General features: G+C 58.0%; 15 protein-coding genes and 1 riboswitch. Of the genes, 8 read left to right on the top strand and 7 right to left on the bottom strand.

The window, feature by feature from the left end:
* Positions 1-23: 23 nt before the first annotated feature.
* Positions 24-677, bottom strand: a complete 654-nt coding sequence (gene ribB, locus IM271_RS10360; protein ID WP_028017147.1) for a 3,4-dihydroxy-2-butanone-4-phosphate synthase — start codon at positions 675-677, stop codon at positions 24-26.
* Between the two features lie 106 nt (positions 678-783).
* A riboswitch (FMN riboswitch) is annotated at positions 784-934 on the bottom strand.
* 121 nt (positions 935-1,055) lie between these two features.
* Here ribB and ubiK point away from each other — a divergent pair.
* A complete protein-coding gene (gene ubiK, locus IM271_RS10365; RefSeq protein WP_028014454.1) occupies positions 1,056-1,352 on the top strand; it encodes a ubiquinone biosynthesis accessory factor UbiK in 297 nt (98 codons plus the stop codon).
* 64 nt (positions 1,353-1,416) lie between these two features.
* Here the strand turns inward: ubiK and hldE are convergent, their stop codons facing one another.
* Genes hldE through IM271_RS10380 form a run of 3 tightly spaced genes read right to left on the bottom strand, consistent with a single transcriptional unit; the run spans position 1,417 to position 7,066 of the window.
* Positions 1,417-2,847 carry a bifunctional D-glycero-beta-D-manno-heptose-7-phosphate kinase/D-glycero-beta-D-manno-heptose 1-phosphate adenylyltransferase HldE gene (hldE, locus tag IM271_RS10370; RefSeq protein ID WP_003862540.1) on the bottom strand — a complete coding sequence of 477 codons (1,431 nt, stop codon included), beginning with the start codon at positions 2,845-2,847 and terminating at the stop codon, positions 1,417-1,419.
* 40 nt (positions 2,848-2,887) lie between these two features.
* Complete coding sequence (glnE, locus tag IM271_RS10375; RefSeq protein WP_193052559.1) at positions 2,888-5,743, bottom strand: bifunctional [glutamate--ammonia ligase]-adenylyl-L-tyrosine phosphorylase/[glutamate--ammonia-ligase] adenylyltransferase; 2,856 nt, start codon at positions 5,741-5,743, stop codon at positions 2,888-2,890.
* A gap of 21 nt (positions 5,744-5,764) precedes the next feature.
* Positions 5,765-7,066 carry an inorganic triphosphatase gene (locus IM271_RS10380; RefSeq protein WP_193052560.1) on the bottom strand — a complete coding sequence of 434 codons (1,302 nt, stop codon included), beginning with the start codon at positions 7,064-7,066 and terminating at the stop codon, positions 5,765-5,767.
* A gap of 229 nt (positions 7,067-7,295) precedes the next feature.
* Between IM271_RS10380 and IM271_RS10385 the strand changes: the two genes are divergently transcribed.
* Both IM271_RS10385 and IM271_RS10390 read left to right on the top strand, forming a co-directional pair.
* The gene (locus IM271_RS10385; RefSeq protein ID WP_028014457.1) at positions 7,296-7,916 is read left to right on the top strand and encodes a TIGR04211 family SH3 domain-containing protein; all 621 of its coding nucleotides are present in this window, start codon (positions 7,296-7,298) and stop codon (positions 7,914-7,916) included.
* Between the two features lie 60 nt (positions 7,917-7,976).
* Positions 7,977-9,218 (top strand): multifunctional CCA addition/repair protein, encoded by a 1,242-nt coding sequence (locus tag IM271_RS10390; protein ID WP_063155344.1) that lies wholly within the window; start codon positions 7,977-7,979, stop codon positions 9,216-9,218.
* A 13-nt stretch (positions 9,219-9,231) separates the two neighbouring features.
* Here IM271_RS10390 and bacA read toward each other — a convergent pair whose 3' ends face one another.
* Positions 9,232-10,053, bottom strand: coding sequence for an undecaprenyl-diphosphate phosphatase (gene bacA, locus IM271_RS10395; protein WP_028014459.1), 822 nt, complete (start codon positions 10,051-10,053; stop codon positions 9,232-9,234).
* 107 nt (positions 10,054-10,160) lie between these two features.
* Complete coding sequence (gene folB / locus IM271_RS10400; protein ID WP_028014460.1) at positions 10,161-10,529, bottom strand: bifunctional dihydroneopterin aldolase/7,8-dihydroneopterin epimerase; 369 nt, start codon at positions 10,527-10,529, stop codon at positions 10,161-10,163.
* Positions 10,530-10,636: 107 nt separating this feature from the next.
* On the opposite strand from folB, the gene plsY reads away from it, so the two are divergent.
* Together plsY and IM271_RS10410 are read left to right on the top strand one after the other, a co-directional pair.
* Positions 10,637-11,251, top strand: a complete 615-nt coding sequence (gene plsY / locus IM271_RS10405; protein ID WP_014833311.1) for a glycerol-3-phosphate 1-O-acyltransferase PlsY — start codon at positions 10,637-10,639, stop codon at positions 11,249-11,251.
* Positions 11,252-11,343: 92 nt separating this feature from the next.
* Positions 11,344-12,810, top strand: a complete 1,467-nt coding sequence (locus IM271_RS10410; RefSeq protein ID WP_193052561.1) for an MFS transporter — start codon at positions 11,344-11,346, stop codon at positions 12,808-12,810.
* Between the two features lie 40 nt (positions 12,811-12,850).
* On the opposite strand, the gene IM271_RS10415 is transcribed toward IM271_RS10410, so the two are convergent.
* Complete coding sequence (locus tag IM271_RS10415) at positions 12,851-13,273, bottom strand: MarR family winged helix-turn-helix transcriptional regulator (RefSeq protein WP_047367377.1); 423 nt, start codon at positions 13,271-13,273, stop codon at positions 12,851-12,853.
* Between the two features lie 143 nt (positions 13,274-13,416).
* On the opposite strand from IM271_RS10415, the gene IM271_RS10420 reads away from it, so the two are divergent.
* From IM271_RS10420 to IM271_RS10430, 3 genes are all read left to right on the top strand, one after another.
* Positions 13,417-14,430 carry an alpha/beta hydrolase gene (locus IM271_RS10420; protein ID WP_028014463.1) on the top strand — a complete coding sequence of 338 codons (1,014 nt, stop codon included), beginning with the start codon at positions 13,417-13,419 and terminating at the stop codon, positions 14,428-14,430.
* Positions 14,431-14,567: 137 nt separating this feature from the next.
* Positions 14,568-15,395, top strand: coding sequence for an urease accessory protein UreD (locus IM271_RS10425; protein ID WP_193052562.1), 828 nt, complete (start codon positions 14,568-14,570; stop codon positions 15,393-15,395).
* A 10-nt stretch (positions 15,396-15,405) separates the two neighbouring features.
* Positions 15,406-15,708 (top strand): urease subunit gamma, encoded by a 303-nt coding sequence (locus tag IM271_RS10430; RefSeq protein WP_041908071.1) that lies wholly within the window; start codon positions 15,406-15,408, stop codon positions 15,706-15,708.
* Positions 15,709-15,715: the final 7 nt, after the last annotated feature.

Consider the following 15,715-nt stretch of genomic DNA (forward strand, 5'->3'; position numbering starts at 1 on the left):
CCGGCTTTTTCACATTAGCTGTCTCAGCTGGCCTTGCGCTCGTGCGCCTGGCGGTATTCCACCAGATCTTCAATTGTGACAACCGGCATGTTGTGCAGACGCGCAAAGGTGATGCACTCTGGCGCGCGGGCCATGGTGCCGTCATCGTTGGTCAGTTCACACAGCACGCCCGCAGGCTTAAAGCCCGCCAGTGTCACCAGGTCGATAGTCGCTTCAGTGTGACCGCCACGGGTCAGCACGCCGCCCGCCTGCGCGCGCAGCGGGAAGACGTGGCCTGGACGATGCAGATCGGAAGGTTTCGCATCATCAGCAATGGCGGCACGCACGGTGGTCAGGCGGTCAGCCGCCGATACACCGGTAGTCACGCCATGCGCCGCTTCAATGGTCACGGTAAAGCCGGTACCAAAGGCGCTGGTGTTGTTCTCAACCATCATCGGCAACTCAAGCTGCTTACGACGATCTTCGGTAATACACAGGCATACGATGCCGCTGCCGTGACGGATGGTCAGCGCCATCTGTTCAACGGTCATGTTTTCGGCGGCGAAAATCATGTCGCCTTCGTTTTCACGGTTTTCATCGTCAAGCACCATCACACCGCGGCCTTCGCGCAGTGCATCCAGTGCATGTTCAACACGTTGAGTTGAAGTGCCAAAAGAGGAAAGTAGCGTCTGATTCATGGTAAAAAAACCTCATTAACATTATGGTTACCAGAATCAGGGCAGTCTTAGGAGCGCCGTATAAGCGGCAAAAAGATAACGTGAGCGGGCCCATGCCCGACTGGATCGTTACTCTCTCCCATCCGGACTTTAACCGTCGGCCCCGGAATTACACCGGATCTGCTGACCTTTGAGAATTCACCCAAAGCGCTCGCGGGCTTTCAGCGCTAAGCTGATTTACCGCCGGTGGGGAATTTCGCCCCGCCCTGAGAATAAGCGAGATAACTATAACGCTATTGATTAACCTGGGCAATGCATAAGCTTCAAACAAATCTGCTTTATCCTGGGTCATGACGCGCTACAATGTTCATCAACACCGACTTATCAAGGGAAGCCATTATGATTGACCCGAAAAAAATTGAGCAGATCGCGCGTCAGGTTCATGAGTCCATGCCAAAGGGCATTCGTGAATTTGGTGATGACGTTGAGAAGAAAATCCGCCAGACGCTGCAGGCGCAGTTGGTTCGCCTTGATTTAGTCAGCCGCGAAGAGTTTGACGTGCAGACCCAGGTTCTGCTGCGCACCCGCGAGAAGCTGGCGCTGCTGGAACAGCGTCTGAGCGAGCTGGAAAACCGCAATGCGCCGGAAGAAGTGAAGCCGGCACCGGCCATTCCACCGGTGGACGATCAGGAGTAAGTGCGGCCTGATGCCCTCTCACACAGGGAGAGGGTGAAAAAAAACGGGCCAACTGGCCCGTTTTTTACTGACTGTCTTTCTGGATCTTCTTGATGATATTGGTGGTTGAACACCCGTCCTCAAAATTGAGCACCATCACCTCACCGCCGTTGGCCCAGACCTCTTCGCTACCTGCGATTTGCTCCGGCTTGTAATCGCCGCCCTTCACCAGCAGGTCTGGCAGGATCCCGGCAATCAGGCGCTGCGGGGTATCTTCTTCAAACGACACCACCCAGTCCACCGCTTCCAGCGCGCCAAGCACAATCATACGTTGCTCGAGCGGGTTCACCGGGCGCGTTTCGCCCTTCAGGCGTTTGGTCGACGCATCGCTGTTCACTGCCACAATGAGGCGATCGCCCAGCTTGCGCGCATTCGCCAGATACGACACGTGGCCCGCGTGCAGGATGTCAAACACGCCGTTGGTCATCACCACTTTTTCACCGCGCTTGCGCGCGGCGGCAACGGCCACCTTCAGCTCGTCTTCGGTCATCACGCCAAAACCGGTATCCGCACGCCCGCGCACCGCGTTTTCCAGCTCGATTGGCGAAACGGTTGAAGTACCCAATTTACCGACGACCACGCCCGCCGCGGCGTTCGCGAAGTAGCACGCCTCTTCCAGGGAGTTACCCGCCGCCAGCGTTGCCGCCAGCACGCCGATCACCGTATCACCGGCACCGGTCACGTCGTACACTTCCTGCGCCTGGGTTGGCATATGCAGCGGCGCCTTGCCCGGCTGCAGCAGCGTCATCCCCTGCTCGGAGCGGGTGACCAGCAGCGCGGACAGCTCGAAGTCAGCAATGATCTTCATGCCGCGCTCAACCAGTTCTTCCTCGGTTTTGCACTTGCCCGCCACCGCTTCGAACTCAGAAAGGTTTGGCGTCAGCAGGGTTGCGCCGCGATAGCGCTCAAAATCGGTGCCTTTCGGATCGATCAGCACCGGTACGCTGGCTTTACGCGCCAGCTGAATCATCGTTTGCACGCTCGCCAGCGCGCCTTTGGCGTAGTCAGACAGCACCAGCGCGCCGATGTTGCCCAGCGCCTGGTTAATTCGCTCGTGCAGCGGCTCGGGATCAACGCCTTCGAACCCTTCTTCAAAATCGAGGCGGATCAGCTGCTGGTTACGCGACAGCACGCGCAGCTTGGTGATGGTTGGGTGTGTCGGAACAGAAACGAAGTCGCACTTCACGTTCACGTCCGCCAGCGACTTGCTCAGCGCACGCGCCGCATCGTCAATGCCGGTCAGGCCCACCAGACGCGAGTGCGCGCCCAGCGAGGCTATGTTCATCGCCACGTTTGCCGCGCCACCTGGACGCTCTTCAATGGTGTCGACCTTAACCACCGGTACCGGCGCTTCAGGAGAGATGCGGCTGGTCGGCCCATACCAGTAGCGATCCAGCATCACATCCCCGACAACCATTACTCCAGCACGTTCAAACTCTGGCAGTGTTACTTTCATTCCTGACTCCAGAAAGATTCACAATTTGCGCGCGATAATATCACACTTGTTTTGTTACGCACGGCTCCACCAGCCATTTCTGCCAGCTTGCCGTCACCTGGGCGCGCTCTGCGGTAAAACAGTCCAGCGCCACGTGGCCCGGCTGTTCCTGCAATGCCAGGTGATGAAGCTCATCGCGCAGCGTGGTGTAGGCGCGGGTTAAGGCCTGCGCCTCCTGCTCGTCCATAATGTCGTTTTGCGCCAGCAGTTCCAGAATGCGCACGTTATCGGACCAGCGGGTTAACTTCGGCTTGTCGTGGGCATGCAGTAGCACCAGGTACTGAGTGATGAACTCAATATCGGTAATCCCGCCCTCATCGGCTTTAATATCAAAGCGATCGCGATGTTTGTTACCCAAATGCGCGCGCATTTTCTCACGCATTTCGCGCACTTCAGTTTGCAGGGTGCTGCCCTCGCGCGGGGTCGTCATGACTGACTTGCGGACCGCATCGAACTGCGTTTTGAGCTGCGGATCGCCGTACACCACGCGGGCGCGCACTAACGCCTGATGTTCCCACGTCCAGGCTTCGTTCTTCTGATAGTCAGCAAAAGCGTCCGTCGAGGTGACCAGCATGCCTGCCGCGCCGGACGGGCGCAGGCGCGCGTCCACCTCGTACAGAATGCCCGACGAAGTGCGGGTGCTGAACAGGTGCATGATGCGCTGGGCCAGGCGCAGGTAGAACTGCCGCCCGTCAATCTCACGTTCGCCGTCGGTCATGACGTCCGCCGGACAGTCGTGCAGGAAAATCAGATCCAGATCGGAGCTGTAGCCCAGCTCCCAGCCGCCCAGCTTGCCGTAACCAACCACGGCAAACCCTCGCCCCTCGCGGTCAGCAAGATGCTTCGGCTGGCCATAGCGGGCCACCATCTGCACCCACGCCTGGTGGACTACCGCGTCGATGATCGCCTCCGCCAGCCAGGTTAAGTGATCGCTCACTTTCATTACCGGCAGCGTACCCGCGATATCCGCTGCCGCTACGCGCAGCATCTGGGCCTGCTTAAACTGACGCAGCGCCTCCAGCTGCTGCTCTTCGTCCTCTTCCGGCACGCGCAGCAGATACTGGCGCAGCTCGTCGCGGTAGGCGTCCATCGCCGTCGGCTGATAGAGCGTGTTCGGGTCAAGCAGTTCGTCCAGCAGCAGTGGGTATCGCGCCAGCTTGTTGGCTACCATCGGCGACGCGGCGCAGAGGGAAATCAGGTGTTTCAGCGCGCCGGGAAACTCGCTCAGCAGTTCCAGGTAGGTGGTACGCGTGATAATCCCGCTCAGCAGCGGCATCATGCGCGACAGCGGCACCGGCGCATCCTCGCGGGAGCAGACCTCGCTCAGCAGATGCGGCATCAGATGATCCAGCACCTGCCGACCGCGCGGGCCAATGGCGCGCTTGTTCAGCTCAAGGCGGAAATCGGCAATCAAGGCCACCACGCGATGGCGGGCATCGTCGCTTAAGTGCGCCAGCACCGGCGTGGTGTCATCTTCCTGGAGCGCGTCCTGCCACAGTTCGCGCCAGTGCTCGGAGAGCGCATCGTCCGGCGATTCACTTTCGTCGTCACCAATAAGATCGTTAAAGATGCGGCGCACGCCTGCCATATGGGCATCCAGCCGTTCGGTCAACGTTGACCAGTCATCCGCCCGCATGCCCCAGGCCAGGCGCGCCCGGTTAAGGTCATCGCCCGGCAGGGTCTGGGTCTGTTCGTCGTTAATGCTTTGCAGCAGGTTTTCCAGACGACGCAGGAACAGATAGGCCTCGCGCAGGGTTTGCGCGTCGCCGTCCGGAAGCAAATGCAGTTGCTCAATGGCGCTCAGCGTCGGCAGTAGCGAGCGGGACTGCAGCGACGGCTCGCGCCCGCCGCGGATCAGCTGGAAGACCTGAACGATAAATTCGATTTCGCGGATGCCGCCCGCGCCAAGCTTGATGTTGTCCTTCAGACCGCGACGGCGCACCTCGCGGGCGATCATCCCTTTCATATTGCGCAGGGACTGGATCACGCTAAAGTCGATGTAACGGCGGAACACGAACGGGCGCAGCATGGCACGCAGCTCATTGGCGTAGGTGTCGTCGCTGTCGCCCATGATCCGCGCTTTGACCATCGCGTAACGCTCCCAGTCGCGCCCCTGCTCCTGGTAATAATCTTCCAGCGCGGCGAAGCTCAGTACCAGCGGGCCGCTGTCGCCAAACGGGCGCAGGCGCATGTCCACGCGGTAAACAAAGCCGTCCTGCGTAGGCTGGTCCAGCGCCTTAATCAGACGCTGCCCGAGTCGGGTAAAGAACTGGGCGTTATCCAGCTCGCGACGACCGCCTCGCGTGGCGCCATTCTCCGGCCAGGCAAAGATCAGGTCGATATCCGAGGAGAAGTTCAGCTCGCAGCCGCCCAGCTTGCCCATCCCCAGAATCAACAGCGGCTGCGGAACCCCTTCTTCGCTGCACGGCGTGCCCCACTCTTTACAGCAGGCGGCGTAGAGCCAGTCCCGCGCGGCGACAATCAGCGTCTGCGCCAGTTCGCTCAGCTGCTGCAAGGTGCTCTCTTCACTCACCAGCTCCAGCGCCTGCGCCCAGGCAATGCGCACCATCACCCGGCGACGGAACTGACGCAGAACGCGCATCAGCGTGGCTTCATCCGCCACCTCTGCCAGCGCGGTTTGCAGCCAGCCAGCATAGTGCCGCCACTCATCAGCCTGCGGCGGCGCGCTTTCCAGCTCTGCCAGCCAGTCAGGATTGGCGCTGACGCTCTCCTGCACAAAATCACTGAACGTGAGCACGCTTTTCGCCTGCTCGCTTAACGATGACGCGGGTAACGACTCGGGCAGACGTTCGCAAACGGTTTGCCAGTGCTGCTGTAACTGCGAAGAAAGCGGCATATCAGGGGTTCCTTGCCAGAATTAACGTTTTCCGCTGTGCAGCCAGTATGGATCCTGCGAAATGGCTTCGTTGCGGAAATGCTCGATCTCAATCTGCTGACGGGTCTCAATGGCATGCTTAAGCCCCTGCCAGTTCTCCAGCCAGGCCTGCGCCTTCACGCCCTCGTACGCTCCCGACAGAAGCAACATGCTGTCGATATTACGCGCCAGGCGGGGAAGCTGGTCGCCATACTGGTCGCCCAGCGGATGCGCGAAGGTGGTTCTCAGCTCGGCGGCGTGGCGGGAAAGATGGATATCCGCGAAGCGTTTAAAGTTGTCCGCGATTTTGGTCTGCGCTTTTGCATCGAGGAAGACGCGCCAGCCGCGCGTCACCAGAAACTCGGTCAGCGCCAGTTTTGCCGCGGCATTTTGCGGGCTATAAAGCGCGGTTTGCGCCGACACGTCGGAAAGCAGCAGCGTTTCGGTCTGGGTCAGCAGATCGCGTAAGTGAGCGCTAGCTTTACGCGGTACGATACCGCCAAACAGCGTCAGGGTATGACGCACCAGTCCAATAGCGGCCAGCACCTGTTTTTTGGCATTTTTGACGTTACGCGCCCACAGTTCTTCATGGTACTGCCATTGGGAGAGCGCCAGCTCCAGCGCCGCTTCCATGCCCTGCTCAATGCTGGCTTTCGGGACGACGCGCAAAATCGGAGTATCTCTCAGCACGCGTGGCGCATTTCCGGCAGCCAGGTGGTATCCGCGCGCCGCTTTGCTCAAGCTGCCCTGACGTAAACCCGGCTGGCTTACCAGTTTGCGCGCCAGCTTCAGCACGTCGCTCGCATCCCCTTCCAGAAGTTCCAGCTCCAGCTCGCAGATCGGTTCCTGGAACTCACCCGCCTTCACCTCGCCTAAATCCAGCGCGATTTCAATGCGGCTCTTGCCTTCCGTCACCAGCCATTTCTCGCGAGCGAAATCGGTGCTGAACAGCGGCTGCACCTGCCCAGCCAGCGTGGCGGGCAGTTCGCCTTCCGGCCAGACTTCCGCCGGGAAACGTTCCAGCTCAAGTTCTGGCTTACTGATGTCGATATTGTATTCCGGGCGCTGATGCAAACCGCCGACCACGCGGCCGGCGATTTTCATCGTCATCTCGTAGCGTCCGTTCGCGCCGCGGATGCGCAGCCCCATATCGTGGTTGCGCAGCCAGTTGTCCGGCGTTTCGTAGTAGATGTTGAGCAACGGTACGGGTTCATGGTGCTCGCCGGAGAGCGTATTCAGATGCTGACGGAGCGCGTCAACGCTGTCTTTTTCGACGATAAATTTTAATTCGATTTCCTGAGCCATAGCCTTGTACTTTTGCGGGCGTCACAGACGCGTCAATGAGGGCGAACTTCCTCGCCATTTGTTTGTCAGTACATAGTATTTTGCGCCAAATTGCCATGCAATGAGCAATTTGTCGGGCGTAAATGTGTAGAGTCGTGACACAGATGATTCTGATTGCTGATGAATGCTTTGCGTAGAGACACTGTTGCCACTACTATCGTTCCACTTTTTATGAAAATAACGACTAATGATGCTTAAATTACGCCTGATTGGACTTACTTTACTCGCTTTTAGCGCCGCAACCGCAGTGCACGCTGAAGAGAAGCGTTACGTTTCTGACGAACTTAACACCTGGGTGCGCAGTGGCCCCGGAGACAATTATCGCCTCGTGGGCACGGTGAATGCCGGCGAGGAAGTCACCCTGTTGCAGACCAACGCGGAGACCAATTACGGTCAGGTTCGCGACAGTTCCGGCCGTACCTCCTGGATCCCAATGAAAGAGCTGAGCACCGTGCCAAGCCTGCGCACCCGCGTGCCGGATCTGGAAAACCAGGTGAAGACCCTCACCGACAAGCTGAACAACATCGACGGGACCTGGAACCAGCGCACCGCTGAAATGCAGCAGAAAGTGGCGCAGAGCGACGGCGTGATCAACGGTCTGAAAGAAGAGAACCAGAAGCTGAAAAACGAGCTGATCGTCGCGCAGAAAAAAGTGAACGCCGCGAACCTGCAGCTTGATGACAAACAGCGCACCATCATCATGCAGTGGTTTATGTATGGCGGCGGCGTGCTGGGCGTTGGTCTGGTGCTGGGTCTGGTTCTGCCACATCTGATCCCAAGCCGTAAGCGTAAAGATCGCTGGATGAACTAATTCGTCTTCTCTGCCAGACTTACGTATCATTCTGGAAAAGAGAAAACGGGAGAGTTGGGCGTGAAGAGTTATCTGGTCGGTGGTGCGGTACGTGATGCGTTATTAGGTCTGCCGGTCAAAGATAAAGACTGGGTGGTGGTGGGCGCCACCCCGGAAGAGATGCTCGACGCGGGCTACCAGCAGGTAGGCCGCGATTTTCCCGTGTTCCTGCATCCGAAAAGCCGGGAAGAGTACGCCCTGGCGCGTACCGAACGGAAATCCGGTTCCGGTTATACGGGCTTCACCTGCTACGCCGCGCCGGATGTGACGCTGGAGCAGGATCTGCTGCGCCGCGATCTCACCATTAACGCCCTGGCCCAGGACGAAAACGGCCATATCATCGACGCCTACGGCGGGCAGGACGACCTGCGCGATCGTCTTTTGCGTCACGTCTCCCCGGCATTTTCTGAAGATCCGCTCCGCGTGCTGCGCGTGGCGCGTTTTGCCGCGCGTTACGCGCATCTGAGCTTCCGTATTGCGGATGAGACGATGGCATTGATGACGACCATGACCGAGGCGGGCGAGCTGGAACACCTGACGCCGGAGCGCGTCTGGAAAGAGACGGAAAATGCCCTCACCACCCGCAACCCGCAGGTCTTTTTCCAGGTTCTTCGCGACTGCGGCGCGCTGAAGGTGCTGTTCCCGGAAATCGACGCGCTGTTTGGCGTGCCCGCACCGGCGAAATGGCATCCCGAAATTGATACCGGCGTACACACGCTGATGACGCTGAGCATGGCCGCCATGCTCAGCCCTGAGGTGGACGTACGTTTTTCCACCCTGTGCCACGATCTCGGCAAAGGCTTAACGCCGAAAGAGTTCTGGCCGCGCCATCACGGGCACGGTCCGGCGGGGGTAAAGCTGGTTGACGGGCTCTGCCAGCGTCTGCGCGTGCCGAATGACATCCGCGATCTGGCAAAGCTGGTCGCCGAGTTCCACGACCTGATCCATACCTTCCCGATCCTGAAGCCCGCCACCATCGTGAAGCTGTTCGATAATATCGACGCCTGGCGCAAGCCGCAGCGCGTAGAGCAGATTGCGCTCACCAGCGAAGCGGACGTGCGCGGCCGCACCGGGTTTGAAGCGTCCGATTATCCCCAGGGGCGTTTGCTGCGCGAAGCGTGGGAAGTCGCAAAAGCGGTGCCAACGAAAGACGTGGTTGAGGCAGGATTTAAAGGCCCGGAGATTCGCGAGGAGCTAACCAAACGGCGGATTGACGCGGTTACCGCGTGGAAGGAAAAGCGTTGCCCTCAGCCGAAAGAGTGAGGGCAATCGGTTATCAGAAGAAGACCACGTACACCGCAGCCGCGACGATAAAGCGGTAGATCGCGAACGGAATAAACGAGATACGCTTAATCAGCTGCAGGAAGGTTTTGATGGCAATCAGCGCCACGATAAAGGCGGTGATAAAGCCCACGGCAAACATCGGAATATCGCCTGTGGTCAGGAAGCCAATGCTTTTGTAAAGGTCCAGCGCGGTGGCGCCCATCATCATCGGCACCGCCAGCAGGAACGAGAACTCGGACGCCGCATAGCGGCTCACGCCCATCAGCATCCCGCCTGAAATGGTCGCACCTGAACGGGAGAAGCCCGGCCACAGCGCCAGACACTGGAAGCAGCCAATGATAAACGCCTGACGATAGGTCATATCGTCCAGGCCTTCCGCACGCGGGACTTTTGGCTTCAGCACTTCCGCGGCAATCAGCAGGAAACCGCCCACCACCAGCGCGTACATGACGTTAATCGGGTTAAACAGCGATTTAATGGTGTCGTGGAATACCAGCCCCAATACCACCGCCGGGATCATCCCGAGCAGGATGTGAATCAGCGTCAGGCGGCCTTTGCCCTCTCCTTCACGCTGCGGCAGACGGCCAAAATGGATGCCGATCAGGCCAAACAGGCGACGCCAGAACATCACCACCACCGCCAGAATCGAGCCCAGCTGAATTACCACCTCAAACGTCTTTGCGGTATCGCCTTCGAAGCCAAGCAGATGGCCAACGATAATCATATGGCCCGTACTGGAAACCGGCAAAAACTCCGTCAATCCTTCGACCACACCCAGAATTGCCGCCACCAGCAGCGAGTGCATATCGCTCATCTATAAACCCCTAAAAAAGATATAAAAAAACGGTCGCCCCTAACGGCTACCGTGAAAGATACAGCCTTAAGACCGATATAACCTAAAATGGTTTAGCAATTATGACGTTAAATCTTTCCTTTCAGATTTGTGCCACGCTCGATAATCACGCCTACGTTGGCGGCGCGCGCCACCGCGCCCGGCTTGCTCAGCTTAATGCGTACCCACGGTGAGTTGAATTTGGTCAGCAGCAGATCCGCCACCTCTTCCGCCACCCGTTCCACCAACGCAAAACGCTGTCCTTCCACGTGGCCGATCACCGCTTCGCTGATGTCGGCATAGCTCAGACAGTCATTCACGTCATCGCTTTTTGCCGATTTGCGGTTATCCCATCCCATTTCGATATCGAACACCAGTTTCTGCTCGATGGTCTGTTCCCAGTCGTAAACACCAATTGTGGTGATTACCGAAAGTTGCTCTATAAATACAATATCCATCACGACCTGCCTGCTTTTTGGCTAAACCGGATACCACTTCCGGCGAATTATGCGTATTATCCACAGATGCTGAGAATACAGATACATTTTCAAAACGGAACAGCGTTATGAGTGCAATCGCGCCTGGAATGATCCTCCTCGCCTATCTTTGCGGCTCAATCTCCAGCGCCATTCTGGTCTGCCGCATTGCCGGGTTACCTGACCCGCGTGAAAGTGGTTCCGGGAATCCGGGAGCGACCAACGTGCTTCGAATTGGCGGCAAGGGAGCAGCCGTAGCGGTTTTGATTTTTGATGTTCTGAAGGGGATGCTACCCGTCTGGGGCGCGTATGCGCTGGGCGTCACGCCATTCTGGCTGGGGCTCATCGCCATCGCCGCCTGCGTCGGCCATATCTGGCCCGTATTCTTCGGCTTTAAAGGGGGCAAAGGGGTGGCGACCGCCTTTGGTGCCATCGCGCCCATCGGATGGGACTTAACCGGCGTCATGGCCGGGACCTGGCTGCTGACCATTCTGCTGAGCGGCTATTCGTCGCTGGGTGCCATCGTCAGCGCGCTGATTGCCCCGTTTTACGTCTGGTGGTTTAAACCCCAATTCACCTTCCCGGTATCGATGCTCTCCTGCCTGATCCTGCTGCGTCATCACGACAATATCCAGCGCTTGTGGCGACGCCAGGAAACGAAGATCTGGACGAAGCTCAAGCGAAAGAAAAAAGATCCCGAGTAGGCGGTTAGTTATGCCTTATAACCAAATGTGATTTTTGTCACCTTCTGCCTGTGGTAACTGTTAGAGACACAACACAACCACACAAAAAGAATATGGCAGAAATCACAGACACCACTCCCCTTTCAACGGCAGGAATTCCCCCTGATGGCGACATTCAGTGGGTGCGCAGTGCATCGGACGTTTCACGTCTCGTTAATGACGGCTCACAGGGCCGGGCTAACGCCCGGATCGTGGTCGGTATCGCTCTGGGCGGGATTTTCCTCGATGCCTACGATCTAGGCGCGCTGGCGTTCGGCATTAAAGACATTACCCGCGAATTTAACCTGACGCCCGCCGGTACCGGCATGGTGGCCTCGGCGATTACCTTTGGTGCGATTGTCGGGGCGCTGCTCGGCGGTTACCTCACGGATAAAATCGGGCGCTACCGCGTCTTTATGGCCGACATGGTATTCTTTGTCGTCGCCGCTATCGCCTGCGCGCTGGCCCCGAATGAATATGTGCTGGCGGGCGCGCGCTTTGTGATGGGCCTTGGCGTGGGGATCGACCTTCCCGTGGCGATGGCGTTCCTGAGCGAGTTTGCCAGGCTGAAAGGGCCGGGCAATAAGGCCTCCAGCGTCGCGATGTGGTGCCCTACCTGGTATGCGGCGATCAGCATCTCTTACCTTCTGGTTCTCTTTTTCTACGCCGTGCTGCCGGAAAGCCACAGCGACTGGCTCTGGCGTTTGATTCTCGGCTTTGGCGCGGTACCCGCGCTGGTGATTATCGCCATCCGCAGCCGCTATATGAGCGAATCGCCGGTCTGGGCGGCGAATCAGGGCAACCTGAAAGAGGCGGCGTCCATTTTGCGGCAGTCGTACAATATTAACGCCCACGTCCCGCAGGATGCGCTCACCCAGCCTGCGCCTGTCGTGAATAAAGCCAAATGGTCGAACTATCTGAACCTGTTCCACGGCATCTATCTGCGGCGTACCACGCTCGCCACGCTGCTGTCCGTCGTCTCCTCGTTCGCCTATAACGCCGTGGCCTTTGGCCTGCCGGTGATTATTTCAAGCTTCTTCGTGCAGTCTATGCTGACCACTATTGTGATCTCGCTGGCGCTGAACCTGCTGTTTGCGTTTATCGGCGGATTACTGGCGGTGCGCTACGTGCCGCGCTTCGGCGCGTGGCGGATGTCGCTGGCGGGTTACGCCTGTCAGCTTGTGGCGCTGCTGGGGCTGGCGCTGATTGGTCGACCGGACGGTGCTTCTGAAGGTGTGCTTGCCGTGGCGATGCTGGCGCTTTTTCTGTTCGGTCAGGGATTTGGCCCGGGCGCGCATACCATGACGTTCGCCTCGCTGAGCTACCCGACCTCGCTGCGCGGCGTGGGCGTGGGTCTCAACCAGACGCTGATGCGCAGCAGCTCCACGCTGTCGCTGTTCCTGTTCCCGCTGCTGGTCGCGTCTCTCGACACCGCCGTGTTCTGGGTGATTGCGCTGGCGCCGTTTATCGGTCTGGCGTCATTGCTGGCGATCCGCTGGGAGCCGTCCGGGTATGATGTGGATGCGGAGGACTACCGGTAACGACACATCGCTTCGGTGGGTTCCCTCCACCGAAGTGCGCTTACAAATCTTCCAGCAGCGTTCGGGAGAGTTTTTTTAGCATTTCCAGCTCATCATCATTCATCCGCATGCTGCAGCGAATCTGGTCCGGCAGCGCCATCACCTGCTTTTTCAGTTCTTTCGCTTTATCGGTCAATACGACATTTTTCATCCTTTCATCCCCCACAACCGCGATACGGTTGAGAAAACCTTTTGCCTCAAGCTTCTGAACCAGCGGGGTCAATGTGCCTGAATCAAAATAGGTTTTATCGCTGAGATCGCGAAGCGGGATGTTGTCTTTCTCATAAAGCGCCATCAAAACAACAAATTGCGGATAGGTCAGATCCATCTCCTGCAGCAGGGGGCGATACTGGCGCACGAACGCATTGGTGACCGAGTACAGCGAGAAGCACAATAAATCATCTAGTGTTTTGTTTTCTTTCATTTTTCTATCAACCCTGAATCTGTTGTCTAAAAAAAATTATAAATAATGTTTGACTAAAAGTATCTTGCGCGCAAGTATTACATCAACAACTAAGTAGCGCACTATTTAGTTATCCAATCAAATACGTTAAAAGGGGTACCACCATGAAAACATTAACCGCCATCCTGATTTCTTCCGTCTTCGCGTCAGCCGCGGCATCCGCTCAAACCACCAATACTCCAGCCCCGACCGCAGGCGTACAGGCATTTCTTGATGTCCTGAATGCTGGCAAAGGGAAACCGATGGAACAGATGACCCCGCAGGAGGCCCGCCAGGTACTGATCGGCGCACAGCAAGGAGCAAAATTGCCGCCCGCTCAGGTGACTGAAAAAACGATCCAGGTCAATGGCCAGACGATCGCCCTTAAAATTGTGAAGCCTGAACATGCTGCCGGTACGCTCCCGGTATTTATGTTCTTCCACGGTGGCGGTTGGGTGCTGGGTGATTTTCCAACCCACGAACGTTTAATCCGCGATCTGGTTCGTGCATCAGGCGCCGCAGCGGTTTACGTTGATTACACACCGTCACCTGAAGCCCATTTCCCGGTGGCAATCAATCAGGCCTATGAAGCGACAAAATGGGTAGCCGAGCACGGCCAGGAAATTGGCGTGGACGGCAGCCGTCTGGGCCTGGTTGGTAACAGCGTGGGCGGCAACATGGTGGCTTCAGTGGCGTTGCAGGCCAAACAGTTTAATGGGCCAAAAATTCGCTACAACGTGATGCTCTGGCCAGTGACGGACGCCAGCTTTGATACGGCTTCCTATCACCAGTTCGAAAATGGCTACTTCCTGTCAAAAAACATGATGAAATGGTTCTGGGACAACTACACCACCAGCGCTGCCGATCGTAACAATATCCTTGCCTCTCCGCTTCGCGCCAGCACTGCACAGTTGAAAGGCTTCCCGGAGACGCTGATTCAGACAGCTGAGCTGGACGTTCTGCGGGATGAAGGTGAAGCATTCGGGCGTAAACTGGATGCGGCTGGCGTCCCGGTGACCGTCACGCGCTATAACGGCATGATCCACGATTACGGCCTGCTTAACCCGCTGAGCCAGGAGCCAACGGTTAAAGTCGCCCTTGAGCAGGCAGGTGCAGCATTGCATGACCACCTGAAATAGGATCGTCATGCTTCATACAGAGCACGGCCCCGGGCCGTGCTTTTTAATTTCCTCTATCCATAAGCGACTCATATGACAGCCTTCATTTCCGCCAGGGCATACTGAAACGACCCCGATGATGCGCAGATGGAAGCAGCATGTTAGCAGCTCAGGTCACTGATAATACGTATAAAGGCTGGCAGGCGTCGCTTGCCCTGCAGTTTTGTCACACCCCTGAGAAAACCCTCCTGCGTTCCGCTCGACACGTCGGGCCGCTCACCGTACAACGTCCGTTTTATCCCGAAGGAAAAACCTGCCACCTCTATCTGCTGCACCCGCCCGGCGGCGTCGTGGGCGGCGATACGCTGGATATTTCCGTTCGGCTCGATGCCAAAAGCCACGCGCTTATCACCATGCCCGGCGCCAGCAAGTTCTACCGCAGCAGCGGCCCGCAGGCGCGTCTGAGCCAGCACTTTTATCTTGATGAAAACGCCACGCTGGAGTGGCTGCCGCAGGACACCATTATCTTTCCCGGCGCGAACGCCGCGCTGCGTTCCATCTTCCACCTTAAGGCCTCCAGCACGCTGCTGGCGTGGGAGCTGTACTGCCTGGGCCGCCCGGTAATCGGTGAGACCTTCAGCCACGGCACGCTGGAGAGCCGCCTTGAGGTGTGGGTGGATGACGAACCGCGCCTGATAGAGCGCCAGCACCTCGGCGACGGCGATCTCACGCCCGTTGCCGGACACCCGTGGATCGGCACCCTGCTGTTCTATCCGGCCCGGGAAGATCATCTCGACACGGTGCGCGCGCTGCTCGCGCCTCTGGGCCATTTTGCGGGGGCAACGCTCACCGACGCTCTGCTGTCGGTGCGTTTTCTCTCCCACGACAACCTGATTTGCCAGCGGGCGATGCGCGACATCTGGCAGTCGCTTCGCCCGCTTCTTACTACCAAAACCGCCTGTTCGCCGCGCATCTGGCAGACATAAGAGAAACGTTATGGAACTGACCCCCAGAGAAAAAGACAAGCTGTTGCTGTTTACCGCCGCGCTGGTTGCCGAACGCCGCCTTGCGCGCGGGGTAAAGCTCAACTACCCGGAATCGGTCGCGTTGATCAGCGCCTTCATCATGGAAGGCGCGCGCGACGGCGAAACCGTCGCCGCGCTGATGGAGGCGGGCCGCCACGTCCTTACGCGCGATCAGGTGATGGAGGGCGTGCCGGAGATGATCCCGGATATTCAGGTGGAAGCCACCTTCCCGGACGGCTCCAAGCTCGTCACCGTCCACAACCCGATCGTGTAAGGAGCAC

This window comes from Enterobacter cloacae complex sp. I3 (assembly GCF_014896175.1).
Classification (GTDB): domain Bacteria; phylum Pseudomonadota; class Gammaproteobacteria; order Enterobacterales; family Enterobacteriaceae; genus Enterobacter; species Enterobacter bugandensis.

Coding starts and splice junctions, on each gene's coding strand:
- ribB (WP_028017147.1), bottom strand. CDS start 677: ATGAATCAGACGCTACTTTCCTCTTTTGGCACTTCAACTCAACGTGTT.
- ubiK (WP_028014454.1), top strand. CDS start 1,056: ATGATTGACCCGAAAAAAATTGAGCAGATCGCGCGTCAGGTTCATGAG.
- hldE (WP_003862540.1), bottom strand. CDS start 2,847: ATGAAAGTAACACTGCCAGAGTTTGAACGTGCTGGAGTAATGGTTGTC.
- glnE (WP_193052559.1), bottom strand. CDS start 5,743: ATGCCGCTTTCTTCGCAGTTACAGCAGCACTGGCAAACCGTTTGCGAA.
- IM271_RS10380 (WP_193052560.1), bottom strand. CDS start 7,066: ATGGCTCAGGAAATCGAATTAAAATTTATCGTCGAAAAAGACAGCGTT.
- IM271_RS10385 (WP_028014457.1), top strand. CDS start 7,296: ATGCTTAAATTACGCCTGATTGGACTTACTTTACTCGCTTTTAGCGCC.
- bacA (WP_028014459.1), bottom strand. CDS start 10,053: ATGAGCGATATGCACTCGCTGCTGGTGGCGGCAATTCTGGGTGTGGTC.
- folB (WP_028014460.1), bottom strand. CDS start 10,529: ATGGATATTGTATTTATAGAGCAACTTTCGGTAATCACCACAATTGGT.
- plsY (WP_014833311.1), top strand. CDS start 10,637: ATGAGTGCAATCGCGCCTGGAATGATCCTCCTCGCCTATCTTTGCGGC.
- IM271_RS10410 (WP_193052561.1), top strand. CDS start 11,344: ATGGCAGAAATCACAGACACCACTCCCCTTTCAACGGCAGGAATTCCC.
- IM271_RS10415 (WP_047367377.1), bottom strand. CDS start 13,273: ATGAAAGAAAACAAAACACTAGATGATTTATTGTGCTTCTCGCTGTAC.
- IM271_RS10420 (WP_028014463.1), top strand. CDS start 13,417: ATGAAAACATTAACCGCCATCCTGATTTCTTCCGTCTTCGCGTCAGCC.
- IM271_RS10425 (WP_193052562.1), top strand. CDS start 14,568: ATGTTAGCAGCTCAGGTCACTGATAATACGTATAAAGGCTGGCAGGCG.
- IM271_RS10430 (WP_041908071.1), top strand. CDS start 15,406: ATGGAACTGACCCCCAGAGAAAAAGACAAGCTGTTGCTGTTTACCGCC.